Here is a 16480-nt window from a genome sequence, read left to right on the forward strand (position 1 = left end):
GGCGATATGAACCATTAAAATACAATCACTTAGACTGTCCAACCTACTGGACGCCGGAATCATCAATTCTGTGGCGATACGGGGCAGTGGACAGGCCAAAACGGCAGCGAGAGAAAGAAGTATCGGACTGATGCTGAAGGGAATTTTGATGATGCCGGGATGAGAGGGCAATTAAAACGGGAATCGTTGCCTGGCTACTGGATGCCGAACTCGTGCAGCTTGTTATAGAGACTTGCCCGGCTGATCTTCAGGAGACGGGCAGTTTTCACCCGGTTCCCGGACATTTGCTGCAAGGCTTGAAGAATGCGGGCCCGTTCGGCCTGCCTGGCCGCATCCCGCCCAACCGTACGCAGATCGGCGGGCTCTGCACGGGATCCCAACGCAACCAGATCCGCGCAGGTCAACTCCGAATGAGTGGTGGTGACGACCGCGCGCTCGATATAGTGCTGCAGTTCGCGCACATTTCCTTGCCAAGGCGCCGCGGTCAAGGCGCGCATCGCCTCATCGCTCACCTGACGAAGCTCTTGCCGATGTCGTTGGCAGGAATCCGCAATGAACTTGGTCACCAAGAGAGGAATATCCGCTCGCCGCTCTCGCAGCGGGGGCAAGTGAACAGGCAACACCGCCAAACGATAGTAGAGGTCCTGCCGAAAAGCCTTGGCCTTGACGAGGTCGGCCAAATCCTTGTTTGTCGCTGAAATGACACGGACATCGATCTTAATGGGCTGGGTCCCGCCGACTCGCTTAATCTCGCCTTCCTGCAGAACACGCAGCAGTTTCGCCTGAAATGTCGGAGATGTGTCGGCAATCTCATCCAGGAAAATAGTCCCGCCGTCTGCCTCTTCGAACAGACCGGGCTTTGCCCCTGCCGCGCCGGTGAAGGCGCCTTTGACGTGGCCGAAGAGCTCACTCTCCAACAAGGTCTCGGGGAGCGCACCGCAATCCACGACCACAAAGGGTTTGTCTCGACGATAGCTGGTGTGATGAATGGTCCTGGCGACGAGTTCTTTCCCTGTCCCGCTCTCTCCTTGGATCAAGACCGTCGCCGAGCTATCGGCCACCAGCCGGATCAGATCAAACAATTGATGCATGACCGCACATGCGCCGACAAGGTCGCCCAAACGTGACTCGGTCCGTTCCGGACGCGACCGACCCGATTTTTGTTGAAGCACAGGCGTCGGAAGGGATTGGGGATCAGACGGCTTATGGAACAGGACGAGGACCGAGCCGACTTCGCCTGAGGCCGACATGAGCGGGAAGGCCTGATGCATGCCGCAGGCGGTGCCATCGCCAGAACTGTTACAGGCAACGGTACGAACCTCACGTGTCTCAAACACCGATTCGGCCGGACAGGTTCCGCACGGATCTTTCAGCTGAACAAAGGCTTCATAACATTTGGCCGGTTTGCTGACCGAGGGATCCCTGCCTCCGCTGGCCCAAGCCGCGTCATTGGCGTACACCACATTCAGGTCCCGATCCATGACGGCAACACGGTCGGTCAATCCATCCGCGAGTTGCCGAAGCGCTTCCAATCGTGCGGCAAGAATGGGATCAGCGAAGGGAGAAGAGGCTACTCTTGGCGCGTGAGATCCGGCCATCTCATCACTCCTTATCTCAGAAGAAACCAAGCAGGGCCTTTCTTCACAATGAAGGCCCTATATGTACTACGCCTGATGGGTCGAAGACAACCCTCCCCGCTGGAGGGCGACCAGGCCTCAGGGCCCGTCCAGCGCGGGCCTTTAGTGAAGCGAGGGCTCTTCCGGCAAGGAGTCGGAACGGTGAAGAAGCCGTTTGACGGTGGCTTTTAATTCCGACAGCCGCACCGGCTTGTCGAAATAGGCCGTGGCGCCGCTTTTCATCGCCTCTTCCTTCGTCCGGGCATCACCGAACGCCGTCATCACAATGATGGGGCAGCCAGGCGCACAGTCTCTCAGCCGATGGACATAATCGAAGCCTCCGGATGGCATTTTCAGGTCCGTGACGATCAGATCCGGCGCGGCCCTCATCACGGCCTCCAACCCCTCGACCCCATTGCGGGCTTCCCGCAGCTGGTACCCTTCCCCCCACAGCTCATCGCACAGCAAACTGCGCATATCCTTATCATCTTCCACCACCAGTAACACGGCTGGGGTTCTCCCGTTCACGTCGAGGCTCCGGTAGGCAACACTCATGACAAGGCAGCCAACGCAAACTATGTGCCATCATGCCACTCACCTTGCATGCGGTAACACCTTATGTTTATTGGCAATTTTGCAATGCAGGACTTTTCAAACAGGAGTGGGGACTGCGCGGCGTTGGCGAGAAAGACCCCACTACCCCAGACGGGCTGCCCCGAAGCGCTACAACCGCATCTGGCAAGGTCCTTCAACTTGGAGAGGAAAAAAGTTGCCCCTTACGATCTCGCATTCGGCGCAACGTGAATCGGCAAGCAGATGGTGAACACCGTTCCTACTCCTGGCTTGCTCTCCACCTGAATCGTCCCGCCATGCTCCTCGATAATGCCCCTGACCACGGTCAAGCCCAAACCGGTCCCCTTCCCGAACTCCTTGGTCGTAAAGAACGGGTTGAAGATTTTTCCAATGACCTCCTGCGGCATGCCGTGGCCGGTATCGGCAATCGTGAGGAGGACCATCCCGCGATCCGGCACAGGCGCTAACGTCGCTCGTAGAGTCCCTCCTTCCGGCATGGCATGGATGGCATTCATGACCAAGTTGATCAACACCTGACTCATCTGGTCGGCGTCGGCATGGACGAATGGGCAGGCTTCGGCAAACGAGGTTTCCACGGTGATGTGGCCGTGAGACAGGCGTTCCTGAAAAATTTCAAGGTTATCTTCGATGGTCTGACGCAGGTCGAGCGCGCGATGTTCGACCGGACGCCGGCGGGCAAATGCCAGCAGCTGATTCATGACTCGCGTGATCCGTTCGACCTGGCTGATGATCGTTTGCAGGCCTTTTTTGACCGACTCCTCTTTGGTTCGCTCCATCAAATACTCGGCCCGCCCCAGGATGACGTTCATCGGCGTCCCGATCTCATGCGCCATGCCGGAGGCCACGGTCCCGAGTTCAGCCACACGCTCGGTCCGGCGAAGCTGCGCCTGCAACCGTTTCCGTTCCGTCACATCACTGGCGATCCCATCGATCCTCACAGGTTGACCGGCGTCATCCTTGATGATTCGCCCGCGGTCGTGCACCCACCGCACATCTCCGTCCTGCCGCACGATGCGATACTCGACATCAAACTCTCCCGCGGTCTGAAGGTCCCGCACGGCCTGTTCAGCCAGGGCACGATCATCGGCATGCACGAGCGCCAGCCGTAACGACGGCCGGGCGATAAATTCCTCTGCCGGCCGCCCATAGATCACCGCCACGGACGGACTCACATAGTGCACGACGGACAAGTCCAACGATGACGACCAGATGACGTCCTCCATCGCCCCCAACAAACTTTGAAGCCGCTCCTCGCTTTCCCGCAATCGTTGCTCCCCGACCTTCCGCATCGTCATGTCGCGCAGCACAATCAGGATGCCGGGCCCGTCCTGGTCCCGGAAGTGGGCCGCCCTGACCGCGACATCCACCACCGCCCCATCCAGGCGAATGACCTGCTCCTCGACCTCCGGGACAGTACCCCCGCCTTCCAGCAGATGCCGGATGCGCTGGGCGACCGGCTCGTGATAGTCAGGGTGAATCACGTCATAGATCCATTTTCCCTGGAGTTCTTCTCCGCTTGCGGCGCCGAACAATCGCAGCCCTTGCTCGTTGGCAAACACAACCCGGTTCTCCCGCACCACCAGAATGGCATCCGGCAAGACGGCGAGGAGGCGTCGATACCGCTCCTCACTTTGACGCAGCAACTGCTCGGCCTTTTTCCATTCGGTGACATCGCGCGTCACCCCCAACACCGCCGTGACAGTCCCGTCGGCGGCACGCAGGGGGACCACATGCGTATCCAGCCATCGCGGGGTCCCCAGGAGGCCCACGATCTGGAATTCGAGCCGGCCCGCCTCCCCCTCGCCCGCTTTGCGGACAAGATCGCGAAATACCGATTGCGATTCGGCGGCGACGAGATGGCAGATATCTTTGCCGACGACGTCCGCATTACTCGCGGCCTCAATCATGGCCAGTCCTGCGGCATTCATCGTTCGCACCGTTCCATCCGGCGCAAGCACCTTCACACACTCCGGCTCGGTTTCGATGATCGCTCGCAGCAGGGCTTCTCGCTCCGCCAGTTCCTGTTCCAGCCGCTTCCGCGCCGTGATGTCGCGAAGAATGACGGTGTAGTAGCGCATCCCCGCCTCGCCGATTTGCGAAATGGCCGCCTCGATCGGAAATTCCTCGCCGGTGGAGCGCATGCCCATGATCACCCCCAACGCCCCCATTTGACGCGTAGTGATGCCAGACCGGCCGAACTCGCGGATGTGTTCCGCATGCGCGCTGCGGAACCGCTCGGGGATCAGACGGTCCAACCGCCGTCCCAGCATCTCTTGCGCACTCCACTGAAACATGTCCTCCGCAGCCTGATTGAACAGGACGATTTTTTGTCCTTCATCGACCGTGATGATGGCATCCATGGCCGACTGCACAATGCCTTCAAACCGCAGTTTGTCACGATGCAGTTCCGCTTCGGCCCGGCGCTGTCCAGCCACCGCCCCTTCCACGCCAGCTTCGGCAAGGGCGATCGCGCCGGCGGTGGCCGATTCCGTCCGGGCGTGCTCAGCGACTGCCGGCCCCGAGCCGTTCCGGCGATCCGCCAACAAGACCGCGACGGCCACCATGAGTCCGATGCCCAGGAGTCGATTCAACCATGAGGCAAGCGGCACAATTCCCGCCGTCGAGACGACTGCCCCGACCACCACCAGCAACGCGGTCAGTCCCATTCCATACAGAGGGGCGCGCGCCCGGGAGGATGTGGCTGTTAGCGCAAGTGGAATCGCATAGAGCAGCCACACGGCATACTCCGCCGATACCGAGAGATCGAGAAGAAATACTCCAAAGGTCAGCAGCGCAGGGCCGCCGTATTCAAGAAGCAGGGGTTTATGCGACAGAGGCTGCACGGCAATGGCTCCCCGCACGACGGGGAAGACGGTAACGTCACGCGTCGGCGTGTGGTTTGCCCTCGATTTCGGCGAGCTTGCGGTAGAGGGTCTTCCGATCGATGCCCAGCACATGCGCGGCCTGATATTTGTTACCGCCCGTCTTCTCCAGGATTTTCACGATATATTCCTTCTCCACTTCATGGAGCGGCAAGGTGCGTTCGGCCGCTTCGTCGAGAATCCGGCGGTCTCCGCGAGCGCCCTGGACCTGTATGGGCAAATCTTCCGCGCCGATCAGGTCGCCATGGCTCAACGTCACGGCCCGCTCGATGACATTCTCCAGTTCCCGGACATTGCCCGGCCAGGCATAGTCGGCCAGCATCGCAAGAGCCGGCTCGCTGAGCCCCTTCATCTGCCTGCCGCGGGCGGCGGCGCACTTTTTCAGAAAGGCATCCACCAGGATCGGAATATCTTCACGCCGTTCCCGCAACGGCGGCAATCGCAGTTCGATGACATTGAGCCGGTAGTAAAAATCTTCACGGAATCGCTTCTGCTTTACTTCATCGACGAGATTCAAGTTCGTTGCGGCAATGATCCGCACATCCACGGGAATCGACTTGGTCGCGCCCACGCGGCGGATTTCCCGTTCCTGAATCGCCCGCAGAAGTTTGGCCTGGAGCATGAGCGGAAGTTCGCTGATTTCATCCAGAAACAGCGTGCCCTTCTGCGCTTCCTCGAACAACCCGCGCTTATCCATTTTGGCGTCCGTGAAGGAGCCCCGCATATGGCCGAATAGTTCGCTTTCCAGCAATTGTTCGGGAATCGCCGCACAATTGACGGGCACAAACGGCGCATCCCGCCGGTCGCTGTTATAGTGGATCGCCTTGGCCACCAATTCTTTGCCGGTGCCACTTTCGCCGGTGATCAGCACATTGGTCGGACTATCGGCTACCCGTCGGATCAAATCGAAGACGGCCTGCATCGGCTTGCTCTTTCCGAGTATCTGATGAAAGCTGTATTCCTTGTGCACTTCCTTGCGCAGACGACTCACCTCGCGGCGGAGAGCCGCCTCGCGGATCGCACGTTCGACCACCCGCACCAATTCCTCGGTCTTCACCGGCTTCGTCAGGTAATCGCTCGCCCCATGCCGCATGGCGTCCACCGCGGTCTCCACCGTGCCGAAGGCCGTCATCAAGATCACGCCGATGTCAGGATACCGCTGCTTGATTTCCGCGAGCAATTCCGTGCCTTGCATGCCTTTCATCCGGAGATCGGTGAGGACGACGGCATAATCCTCCTCACTCAGTTCCTTGAGCGCCTCATCCCCGCCGCCGACACCCGTGCATTGATGCCCACGCCCTTGCAGGACATCGCAGAGGAGGCTCCGCATGTCGGCATCGTCATCCACCACCAATACCGCGCCCCATTCCTCGGTCATAGTTCTTTCCTCACTCGCTCCCGCCCGCACCACCAGCCTCCCCGGTCTCCGCACGCACAGACTAAAGGGCACGCTCCAATGCGGTCAAGTGGCGTCCTGCCGCAGCCTGCCTCTGCGCTCTGTTGCATAATGCCCCATCCTGGATGACTTGCGCACTGCTCCGGACACCGGGCTGATCCGGCATCGTCACATTTTCAACCGGAATAGAAACGGCACTTCTCTTGCGTCCTCCTTGAGAAACATCGAAGGGAATATATGACCGCAGACCATCCGGGACCCGACCCGCCGCAGACCGCCCACTCCACGCCTGTCGTGATGACTGCGATTCCGGTAGTGCAAGGTCAAGGCCATGACCAAGTCCCGGCGACCATCGACCAACGGACGTTTCCTCGCAGTCGGCAACGAGTGCCGATCATCATTGGGACAGCGGGCTTTCTCGCCCTTCTGATCGTCGCCCTCTGGTACTGGTGGTCCAATGACCCGGTTGGCGGTCACTACAAAACGCTGACCATCGATCGTGGGCCGATCACCTCACTCGTGACCGCGACGGGAGCCGTCAATCCGGTCATCTCCGTGCAGGTCGGCAGCCAGGTCTCCGGAAAGATCGCGAAAATCTATGCCGACTTTAATTCGGTGGTCCGGGAAGGGCAGGTCCTGGCTTCGATTGATCGCAAACCCTATCAAGCTAAGGTGAGCCAAGCCAAGGCGGCGCTCAAGAGCGCGCAAGCCGGTCTCGCCAAAGCACGGAACATGCTTGTGCAAAAAACACTGGAACTGAATCGCATGGCCGTGCTGCGGGAACAGCAGTTCGTTGCGCAATCGGACGTAGATCTCGCACGCACCAACTTTCGCGACGCCGAAGCGCAGGTGGATTTTTCTCAAGCGCAGGTCGACCAGGCCAGGGCCACGCTGGCATCCGTCGAATTGGATCTGGGCTACACCACGATTTATTCCCCGGTGAATGGCACTGTCGTCTCGCGCAACGTCGAGGAGGGACAGACCGTCGTCGCGAGTTTTCAAACGCCCACGCTCTTCGTCCTCGCGCAGGATCTTACCCGCATGCAGGTCATCGCCAACGTCAGTGAATCCGATATCGGCGGCGTCACCGAGGGCAAATCCGCGGATTTCCGGGTGGATGCCTATCCGCGGGAATCGTTTCACGGCATCGTGACGCAGGTCAGAAATGCGCCGGTCAGCATCCAGAATGTCGTGACCTACGATGTGATCATTTCTGTGGATAACCCTGAACTCAAACTGAAGCCCGGCATGACCGCCAACATCACCATCATCACGGCTCGTAACGAGGGTGCGCTTCGTGCGCCGAACTCCGCACTACGATTTCGCATGCCGGGCGTGCCAGCGGATCGTAAAACCCCTCAACTCTGGGTGCTGGACGCGGCGGGGCACGTGCGGTCAGCGCCGGTCACCCTCGGCATTGCAGATTCCCTGTATACCGACATCACGTCGGGCGAGGTCCGTGAGGGCGACGCCGCTATTGTGGGCATCGTGACCGCGGAAGACAGCGCCCAGGAAAAACTGCCCCCGGGTTTTGAGTTCGGGCCCAAAATACGGTGATGCATCCCTCATGAACTTTCTCTGGTTGACGATTCAATCCGCGCTGCGCGTGCTCCGGCGCAATCCCTTGCGCGCAGGCCTGACCATGCTCGGAATTATCATCGGAGTCGGCGCCGTGGTCGGCATGGTCAGTCTCGGACAGGGCGCTACGGCGTCCGTGCAACGGGAGATTGCCAGCCTCGGCACCAACGTGCTGATCATCATCCCCGGCGCCACCACGACGGGTGGGGTGCGCGGCGGGCTTGGCAGTGTCTCGACGCTGACCGTCGACGATGCCCGGGACATCGAAAAGCGGGTCGGCGACATCGGCCTCGTCACGTATGCATCGCGTTCGGTTCTGCAGGTCATTCACGAACACAAGAATTGGAACGCGATTGCGATCGGCACGACCACCGCATTTACCGAACTGCGCAATTGGCCCGTCGCGGAGGGTGCGTTTTTTACCCAGGCGGATGAAGATGCCGCCGCCAAGGTTGCCGTATTGGGGAAAACTGTCGCAGGCAATTTATTCGAGCGTGGCGAAGAGATCATCGGGGCGCAGATCCGGATCAAGAATGTCCCTCTGCGCGTGATCGGCGTCCTCTCGTCGAAGGGACAGTCCCTGTCAGGGCAGGATCAGGACGACATCGTCCTCCTCCCCTTCACGACCGCGGAACGAAAGGTCCTGGGCACGAAGTTTCTCGGGACGGTCGGCATTATCATGGTCGCCGCTCAACATCGGTACAGCATTCCCGCCGCCGTGGAGGAAATCAAGGAACTCCTGCGGACGAGACACCGGATTCACCCCGCCGAGGAAAACGACTTCACCATCCGCACGATGGAAGACGTGGCCAACACCGTGGCCGGGGCCAGCCGCACCATGATGATGATGCTCCTGAGCATTGCCTCCATCTCCCTGGTGGTCGGTGGCATCGGGATCATGAATATTCTTCTGGTCTCGGTGACGGAGCGTACCAGGGAAATCGGCATTCGCATGGCGGTGGGAGCCACACGCGCCCACATTCTGCTGCAGTTCCTGGTCGAAGCGATGATCCTCACGGCCATCGGCGGCGTAGCCGGCGTCTTGTTCGGCATCCTGGGAGCGCGTGTGCTCACACACCTCATCGGCTGGCCCACCATCATTTCATCCCGGTCCGTCGCCGTCGCCTTTCTGTTCTCGTTGGCCGTGGGCATCTTCTTCGGTCTCTATCCGGCCAACAAGGCCTCGCATATGAACCCCATCGAAGCGCTGCATTACGAATAAGCACACCGGCGCGGATGGCTGAGCGCCAACGGCTGAGAGCGGAATTCACAGCGCTGACACACATTCGGGAGAACGACGCCTGCGACAAGGCACAGCGCGCCGAGTGCGAGCGGGACGATCTTCAACATCCTGAGACAGGCTGGTCGGCGTGGCAGGAACGGCGAACCGGGGGACCCGTTCGACGTGACGGAAGTCGAACATCCCCGCGTGGCGTTATGACTGTTCCGGAGCTCGAATGAGCCGTTCGATGGTGAGTCCTTGCACGAGAATGGAGAAGACCACCACGATATAGGTCATGGTCACGATCGCGTCGCGATACGGCGACGCGGGCAGCGAGAGGGCCATGGCGACAGAGATGCCACCGCGTAAACCTCCCCAGGTCAGGATCAAGGTCGCGCGGTTCGTCAAGTCCTCGAACAGCCGAAAGAACTGCACGGGAAGACTCACACTGATGAACCGCGCGAACAGCACCAGAGGAATCGCCAGCAATCCGGCAAAGAGGTATTCATCTTTAAAACTTAAGACCAGCACTTCCAGTCCGATCAGCACAAAGAGAATGGCGTTCAGCAGCTCGTCGATCAACTCCCAGAACGTATCCAAATATTCCCGCGTGGTGTCCGACATCGCCAAGAGCCGACCTTGGTTCCCGATCAACAACCCCGCCACGACCACCGCGATGGGACCCGACGTGTGCAACACGTCCGCCGCCGCATACCCGCCCATCACGAGCGCCAGCGTAATCAGGATCTCGACACTATGCTGATCAATGGATTTGAGCATCAGATAGGCGCCGTACCCCAACACGAGCCCGAGGACAATGCCTCCGACCGCTTCCTGCAGCAACAACCAACCCACCGCCTCCGGCGTGACTCGTCCGGAATCCGCCATGGCCAGCAGCACCAGAAACACCGCGACCCCGACGCCGTCGTTGAAAAGCGATTCTCCGGTGATCTTGACTTCCAAGCGCTTCGGCGCATTCGCATTCTTCAGAATTCCCAGCACGGCGATCGGATCGGTCGGTGAGATCAGCGCCCCGAACAGGAAGGCGGCAATCAGCGGAATCGGATGCCCCAGCCAATCCAACCCCAGATAGGTGAGCGAACCCACGATCGCCGTGGAAACGAGCACCCCTCCGCATGCTAACGTCCCAATGAACCATTTTTGATCGAGCAGATCATGGAGATTGACGTGAAGCGCCCCGGCGAACAGCAGAAAACTGAGCATGCCGTGCAGGAGCGCGTCGCCGAAGTCGATGCCCTGAACGAAACTCTTCGCCTGGCTCTCGATGCCATACCCCAGCTTGCCCAGGAACAGCAGCACGAGCGACATGGCCAAGGCGATGGCCATCAGACCGATCGTGACCGGCAATTTGATGTAGCGGTGATTGAGGTAGCTGAAGCCAGCCGACAGGCAGACCAGAATTGTGATGGATTGCATCAAGGTCATCGCGACTCGACAGGCCTTGGAGCGCTCTCCAAGTGTGACGTGCGACACTCACGCTGTGGAGCACCCTCTCCCTTCATGGTCAACTCCAAGCCTGGTCCGAGATGATGTGATGGGCGGGATTCATCATGCACGGGGATGTCTTCCCGGTCCTCTGCGGGATCCGACCCGCCGCGCTCCGCACTCGGCTCTGTCGATCGCAAATCTGACGGGCCCGCCAGGGAAGCGGGGGCGAATGCGCACAGCATACCCAGCCACAAGCGCGCGTGCGCCGGCGCCGGCATACGACCGGATCGTCCACCCTCGACACCGCACGCCTACGGATAACACACAGCTGCTGTCTTCACAAGCCATGCCCGCTCCCTGGAATATACGGATTGATCACGTGTTTGACCTCGGGTACAGTATCTTGCCGCAATGCTCCTCACAACGCCAACCGCGGTGATAGACACTCCGCGCACGAGTCCGTCGAGATCACTCCATGGAGGCCGATCATGAAGTCCTGTCTGGGACGGTGCCTATATCTGTGTTACGCGCTCTTCCTCCCGAGCGTGGCCCTTGCTCAAGCGCCAGCCCCCCCTCCGCAACTTTCCACGGACACATCCACGGGGCAGAGCCACGAGGCGCCTGTGGTCTACCTTGGAGAAACCCTCTTCGTCTTGCATAAAAAGGTTGGCTCCTTCACGCCCCAGCAACGCGCCCGCGCCATTCAGCGCCGACTCGAACAAGCCGCGAGCAACCCGTTCAGCGACGCCAAGGAGATCACCGCCGTTGAAACCGAACACGGAACCGACATCGCCATCGACGGTCTCGCGTTGTTGACCGTGACCGAAGAAGATGCCAGACCCTTGGGTCGGAATCGACAGGAGTTGGCGCAGGAATACACGGGCAAACTACGAAACGCGCTGCGCCGGGCGCAAGACGAGCTGAGCACAGAGATGCTGCTCACGGATGTCGCGCTGGCAGTGGCAGCCACCGCCGTCTTCGTCGCGATCCTGCTCGTGCTCCATAAGCTCTTTCCGAAGCTCTACCGCCGTATCGAGCAATGGCAGGACACGCACATTAAGGCGATCAAGATCCAGCGGGTGGAAGTCTTCTCCGCCCGCACACTTACCCAGCAGGTCATCGCCGCCGCCAGAACCCTGCGGTTCCTGCTGACGATCATGATCCTCTATGTGTACCTCACCACCGTGCTGGGGCTGTTCCCCTGGACACGGCACCTCGCCACAACCCTCGTACAGGCTGTGGTGACGACGCTCTCCACCATCGCCGAAACCTTCCTGAGCGCGCTGCCCAACCTTATGGCGATCATCGTCATCGCCCTGGTGACGCGATATATCATCACGTTGTTCAGAATCATGTTCAATGGGATCCAGCGCGGCGCGATCACCTTCGCCGGCTTCCATCGCGATTGGGCCAATCCGACATACAAGATTGTCCGTTTCCTGATCATCGCCTTCGCGGCCATGGCCATCTTTCCCTACATCCCCGGCTCTCAATCGGAAGCGTTCCGAGGCGTCTCGGTGTTTCTCGGAGTCTTGTTCTCTCTCGGCTCTGCCGGTGCCGTCAGCAACGCAATCGCCGGCATTATCCTGACGTATATGCGGCCCTTTCAAATCAGCGACCGAGTGAAAATCGCCGATACTGTCGGAGACGTGACGGAGAAGACCCTGCTCGTGACCCGAATTCGGACCATCAAAAATGTCGACATCACCATTCCCAATTCCCTCGTGCTCGGCGCGCACATCATCAACTACAGCTCCACGTCGTTGACGGCGCCTCCGTTGATCCTTAACACCTCCGTCACCCTCGGCTACGATGCCCCGTGGCGGACCGTCCATGAGCTGCTCAAGAAATCGGCGCTGGCCACGAGAAATATCCTTTCGGACCCGGAGCCGTTCGTGCTGCAGACGGCGCTCAATGACTTTTATGTCGTCTATGAGTTGAATGCGTATACGGGCGCCCCAAACAAGATGGCCGGCACCTACTCGGATCTCCACCAGAACATTCAGGATACCTTCAATGAAGCCGGTGTAGAAATTATGTCTCCGCACTATGCCCAAGTGCGCGACGGCAACAAAACCACGATTCCAGAGTCGTACGTATCGCCTACCTACCAGGCGCCGGCCTTTCGCGTCGCACCGTTGGATAGCCTCCTGGGCAAGCCCGCACCCGGCGGGGCTTCACCAACATCCCCGACGCCATGAGCGAACCAGGATACAGGGCAGGAGGGGCTCGACACCTATCATCTCCCAGTCAGCCTTCCGAGCGTGCCGCGTGGCGAACACGAGCACGTCGCGTGCTCATCGCCTCGCTGCGGCTGTGGGCATACCTAGCCGTCGGCCTTCCGTCCGTCGCGGCGACGGCCGACTCCTCGTCTGACGCGGCAGATTGGCACGCTGGCGCGTTTCTAGACGTGAGCTACGCGCTGAACTTCAACTTCCCGGAAAACCATCTCTGGCGAAGCAAGAGCACCACACCACGAGTCAATGAATTGGCCCCGAACGTGGCGATGGGCTATGTGCGCAAGGATGCGACGAACGCATCCCGCTGGGGGCTGGAGTTGGGATTGCAAGCCGGGTATGACACGAACGCCCTGGTGCCGTCTCCGAACCCCGGGCGCGACAAGCCGGTGGACGGGGCGGATACACTCCGCCACATTTCACGGGCCAATGTCTCCTATCTGGCGCCGATCGGCAACGGACTCACCATCACGGCCGGCCTGTTCAATAGCTACATCGGATACCAGTCGTTTTACGCCATCAACAACCTGAACTATACGCGAAGCTACATGGCCGACAATGCCCCCTATTTCATGTTCGGCCTGGCGGCCCAATACCCTGTGACCGATCGTCTGCAAATCAATCTGTATGCCATCAACGGCTACAATTATCTTTCCCATCCGAACAATCAATTCAGCTATGGCACACAAGTCGCCTACCGGTTGAATGACGAATGGACCGTCACGGAAAACCTCTACTACGGACCAGACCAGTCCGATACGTCCCTCCAATTCTGGCGGTTCTTCTCCGACAGCATCATCGAGTGGAAACGCGACCGGCTGACCCTGGCATTCGCCTATGACCTCGGTACGGAGAATGCCGCCGACCAGACCGGTCATCCGCGCACCTTTTGGACGGCAGCGGCCTTCTATGCCCGGTGGAACGTCTCCGGGCCCTGGAGCCTTGCCCTGCGGCCTGAATTCTATTGGGATCGTAATGGACGAATCTCCGGATCAGAACAGCTCCTGAAAGCACTGACCACCACCCTCGAGTACAGGTGGGCCGGAACACCCCGGAGCGCGGTGATCCGCTTGGAGCATCGATATGATGAGTCCACCGGAATCGAGGGAGGATTCTTCAAACGAGGGGATATCACTCCGGGCGTCATCGGACTCGCGCGCGAGCAGCATCTGCTACTGATGTCGCTGATCCTGGCCTTCGATTCGTGACGATCGTTGCAGGCGCCGAGTCCGTGATGCACGAACCCTCGTGACGGAAGACGTCGAGGCAACAGCGCGGATGGATGACAGGACGCCTACATGTGGCACGCGAGAGAGATGCCTCCCGGCTCGCCGGGGCGCGGAACATCAGAACCGAACAGCGTTCAACATCCTGACACCTGCTGTTCGGCGTGGTAGGAACTGCGGACCAGCGGACCTGATTCGACGTGACGGAAGCCGAGCGCGAGGCCTTCGGTTTTTAGGGCAGCAAATTCGTCGGGGTGGTAGAAGCGCGCGACGGGAAGATGCTCCTTCGTCGGCTGGAGATATTGTCCGATGGTCATGATATCGCAATCGACCAACCGCAAATCCCGCATGACTTCGCGTGTTTCCTCCGTCGATTCGCCCATGCCGACGATCAGGCCGGACTTCGTCGTCATCCCCATCTGCTTCGCCCGGCGCAGCAATTCAATCGACCGCTGATACTTCCCCTGCGGGCGGATCGAAGGGAATAGCCGTTTCACTGTTTCGATATTGTGGTTCAGGATATCCGGGCGCTCGGCCGCAACTGCCGCGAGCGCCGCTTCGTTGCCCTCAAAATCCGGAATCAGCACTTCAATCGTACAGCTGGGGATCAGGCGACGGATCTGCCGGATGGTGTCCGCAAAGACTGACGCCCCGCCGTCTTCAAGTTCGTCGCGATTCACCGACGTAATCACGGCATGGCGCAACCTGAGCGCCTGAATGGCTTCGGCGACGCGCAGCGGCTCCTCATGATCCACCGCGTGCGGCCGGCCGGTGGCGACCGAGCAGTAGTGGCATCTCCTCGTACAGATGTCGCCGAGAATCAAAAACGTCGCAGTACGCGCATTCCAACATTCCCACACATTCGGGCAACGCGCCTCCTCGCAGATCGTGTGCAGCTTGAGCCGGTCCATCGTGCGGCGGATGTCGTGATAGTCCGGACCGGTCTGCAGCCGGACCTTAAACCAGGGCGGCAGGCGGCGTGAGGGAGGCGCTGACGGCTGCTGCGCTTCAGAGGGGTGGCGCGAATCGATGTGAATGAAGTTCATGATGCCCCCACCGGAGCGAGTAATTCCTGCGGATGCTCCAGGACGCGCTTGAACTCTTTGAGAAACTGGGCGCCCATCAAGCCATCGAGCGCCCGATGGTCACATGACAACGTGACCTTCATCCGCCGCCCGGCCGTCACCTTGCCTTTCGACACGACCGGCACATCCCGAATCGCACCCACCGCAATCGACGCCGCTTGGGGCGGCATGAGCAGCGCAATGAAGTTGTCGACGTCGAACATACCCAGGTTGGAGACGGCAAACGTCGCCCCCGTATATTCCTGGGGTGACAATCGTTTCTGCCGCGCCCGCTCAATCAGCGGCTTTGTCTCCGCAGAGATTTCCGTGAGGGTCTTCGCGCCGCAATTTCGAACGACCGGCGTGATCAAGCCGTCTTCCATGCCGACCGCCACGCCGATATCGATCTGCGTATACCTTCGAATGGCGTCCCCTGCAAACGACACGTTGACCTCCGGATGCCGTGTGAGCGCCAAGGCCGCAGCCTTAATCAGCACATCGGTGATGGAGGGATGGGGCTGGCGGCTCTGCTTGAATTGATCGCGTACCCGCTCCGCCTGCTCCATGTCGATTTCGATGGTCAGATAAAAATGCGGGACCGGCGCCTTGCTCTGCACCGTCGCTCTGGCGATGGCCTTTCGCATCTGGTTCAACGGCTGATCGGTGCCGGCGGGCAATGCTTGCGCGCCGGTAGACAGGGCGGCGGCCACGTCGTCTTCGACAATACGCCCGCCCGGACCGGTGCCGGTGAGAGTAGACAGCTCAATGCCCCGTTCAGCCGCCAGGGCTTTGGCTCGCGGAGAGGCGAATGGACGAGCGCCCTCCGGGCGCGCCGCTGCAAGTGGAGCAGGGGCCGCTCCCGGCGCGGCACCATTTTTGGCGCCATTGCCGATCGAAGGCGCAGCCGTCACGCCGTCAGACAAGGCCGACGCAATGTCTTCATCGGCCGCGGCGATGACCGCGATCAACGTACCGGACTGTACGGTTTCACCATCTCGCACGAGAATCTTGCGCAGCACGCCCGGGGCAAAAGCTTCCAGGTCCATCACCGCCTTGTCGGTTTCGATTTCAGCGATCACTTCGCCCGCATGCACCGGATCACCTTCGCGCTTCTTCCAGGCCAGCAACACACCCTCTTCCATCGTATCCGTCAATTTTGGCATGACCACGCGACTAGCCATGGATCCTCCTCCAGGATGCGGACCATCTCCGTACA

At 60.1% G+C, this 16480-nt stretch carries 11 protein-coding genes; 4 read left to right on the forward strand and 7 right to left on the reverse strand.

Translation table 11 applies throughout. The annotated features are described in order from the left end of the window. Positions 1-194: 194 nt before the first annotated feature. From GDA65_01475 to GDA65_01490, 4 genes are all read right to left on the reverse strand, one after another. Positions 195-1598 (reverse strand): AAA domain-containing protein, encoded by a 1404-nt coding sequence (locus GDA65_01475; GenBank protein MBA5861370.1) that lies wholly within the window; start codon positions 1596-1598, stop codon positions 195-197. A 141-nt stretch (positions 1599-1739) separates the two neighbouring features. Next, positions 1740-2171, reverse strand: coding sequence for a response regulator (locus GDA65_01480; protein MBA5861371.1), 432 nt, complete (start codon positions 2169-2171; stop codon positions 1740-1742). A 221-nt stretch (positions 2172-2392) separates the two neighbouring features. Next, positions 2393-5167 carry a PAS domain S-box protein gene (locus tag GDA65_01485; protein ID MBA5861372.1) on the reverse strand — a complete coding sequence of 925 codons (2775 nt, stop codon included), beginning with the start codon at positions 5165-5167 and terminating at the stop codon, positions 2393-2395. Then, positions 5091-6470: a response regulator gene (locus tag GDA65_01490; protein MBA5861373.1), complete on the reverse strand. Its 1380-nt coding sequence runs from the start codon at positions 6468-6470 to the stop codon at positions 5091-5093. The genes GDA65_01485 and GDA65_01490 overlap by 77 nt, the downstream gene beginning before the upstream one ends. A gap of 255 nt (positions 6471-6725) precedes the next feature. Between GDA65_01490 and GDA65_01495 the strand changes: the two genes are divergently transcribed. After that, positions 6726-8045 carry an efflux RND transporter periplasmic adaptor subunit gene (locus GDA65_01495; GenBank protein ID MBA5861374.1) on the forward strand — a complete coding sequence of 440 codons (1320 nt, stop codon included), beginning with the start codon at positions 6726-6728 and terminating at the stop codon, positions 8043-8045. A 10-nt stretch (positions 8046-8055) separates the two neighbouring features. Next, entirely contained in the window at positions 8056-9288 is a 1233-nt protein-coding gene (locus tag GDA65_01500; GenBank protein MBA5861375.1) for an FtsX-like permease family protein, read from the forward strand. A 213-nt stretch (positions 9289-9501) separates the two neighbouring features. Here GDA65_01500 and GDA65_01505 read toward each other — a convergent pair whose 3' ends face one another. Beyond that, positions 9502-10734 (reverse strand): sodium:proton antiporter, encoded by a 1233-nt coding sequence (locus GDA65_01505; protein ID MBA5861376.1) that lies wholly within the window; start codon positions 10732-10734, stop codon positions 9502-9504. A gap of 491 nt (positions 10735-11225) precedes the next feature. On the opposite strand from GDA65_01505, the gene GDA65_01510 reads away from it, so the two are divergent. Beyond that, entirely contained in the window at positions 11226-12938 is a 1713-nt protein-coding gene (locus tag GDA65_01510; protein MBA5861377.1) for a mechanosensitive ion channel, read from the forward strand. Continuing rightward, complete coding sequence (locus GDA65_01515) at positions 12935-14182, forward strand: outer membrane beta-barrel protein (protein MBA5861378.1); 1248 nt, start codon at positions 12935-12937, stop codon at positions 14180-14182. The genes GDA65_01510 and GDA65_01515 overlap by 4 nt, the downstream gene beginning before the upstream one ends. Positions 14183-14337: 155 nt before the next feature. On the opposite strand, the gene lipA is transcribed toward GDA65_01515, so the two are convergent. Beyond that, complete coding sequence (lipA, locus tag GDA65_01520) at positions 14338-15246, reverse strand: lipoyl synthase (GenBank protein ID MBA5861379.1); 909 nt, start codon at positions 15244-15246, stop codon at positions 14338-14340. Continuing rightward, entirely contained in the window at positions 15243-16445 is a 1203-nt protein-coding gene (locus GDA65_01525) for a dihydrolipoamide acetyltransferase (protein ID MBA5861380.1), read from the reverse strand. Before GDA65_01525 ends, lipA begins: the two co-directional genes overlap by 4 nt. Positions 16446-16480: the final 35 nt, after the last annotated feature.

This window comes from Nitrospira sp. CR1.1 (assembly GCA_014055465.1).
GTDB lineage: Bacteria > Nitrospirota > Nitrospiria > Nitrospirales > Nitrospiraceae > Nitrospira_A.

Coding starts and splice junctions, on each gene's coding strand:
- GDA65_01475 (MBA5861370.1), bottom strand. CDS start 1,598: ATGGCCGGATCTCACGCGCCAAGAGTAGCCTCTTCTCCCTTCGCTGAT.
- GDA65_01525 (MBA5861380.1), bottom strand. CDS start 16,445: ATGGCTAGTCGCGTGGTCATGCCAAAATTGACGGATACGATGGAAGAG.
- GDA65_01505 (MBA5861376.1), bottom strand. CDS start 10,734: ATGACCTTGATGCAATCCATCACAATTCTGGTCTGCCTGTCGGCTGGC.
- GDA65_01500 (MBA5861375.1), top strand. CDS start 8,056: ATGAACTTTCTCTGGTTGACGATTCAATCCGCGCTGCGCGTGCTCCGG.
- GDA65_01495 (MBA5861374.1), top strand. CDS start 6,726: ATGACCGCAGACCATCCGGGACCCGACCCGCCGCAGACCGCCCACTCC.
- lipA (MBA5861379.1), bottom strand. CDS start 15,246: ATGAACTTCATTCACATCGATTCGCGCCACCCCTCTGAAGCGCAGCAG.
- GDA65_01490 (MBA5861373.1), bottom strand. CDS start 6,470: ATGACCGAGGAATGGGGCGCGGTATTGGTGGTGGATGACGATGCCGAC.
- GDA65_01510 (MBA5861377.1), top strand. CDS start 11,226: ATGAAGTCCTGTCTGGGACGGTGCCTATATCTGTGTTACGCGCTCTTC.
- GDA65_01480 (MBA5861371.1), bottom strand. CDS start 2,171: ATGAGTGTTGCCTACCGGAGCCTCGACGTGAACGGGAGAACCCCAGCC.
- GDA65_01515 (MBA5861378.1), top strand. CDS start 12,935: ATGAGCGAACCAGGATACAGGGCAGGAGGGGCTCGACACCTATCATCT.
- GDA65_01485 (MBA5861372.1), bottom strand. CDS start 5,167: ATGTGCTGGGCATCGATCGGAAGACCCTCTACCGCAAGCTCGCCGAAA.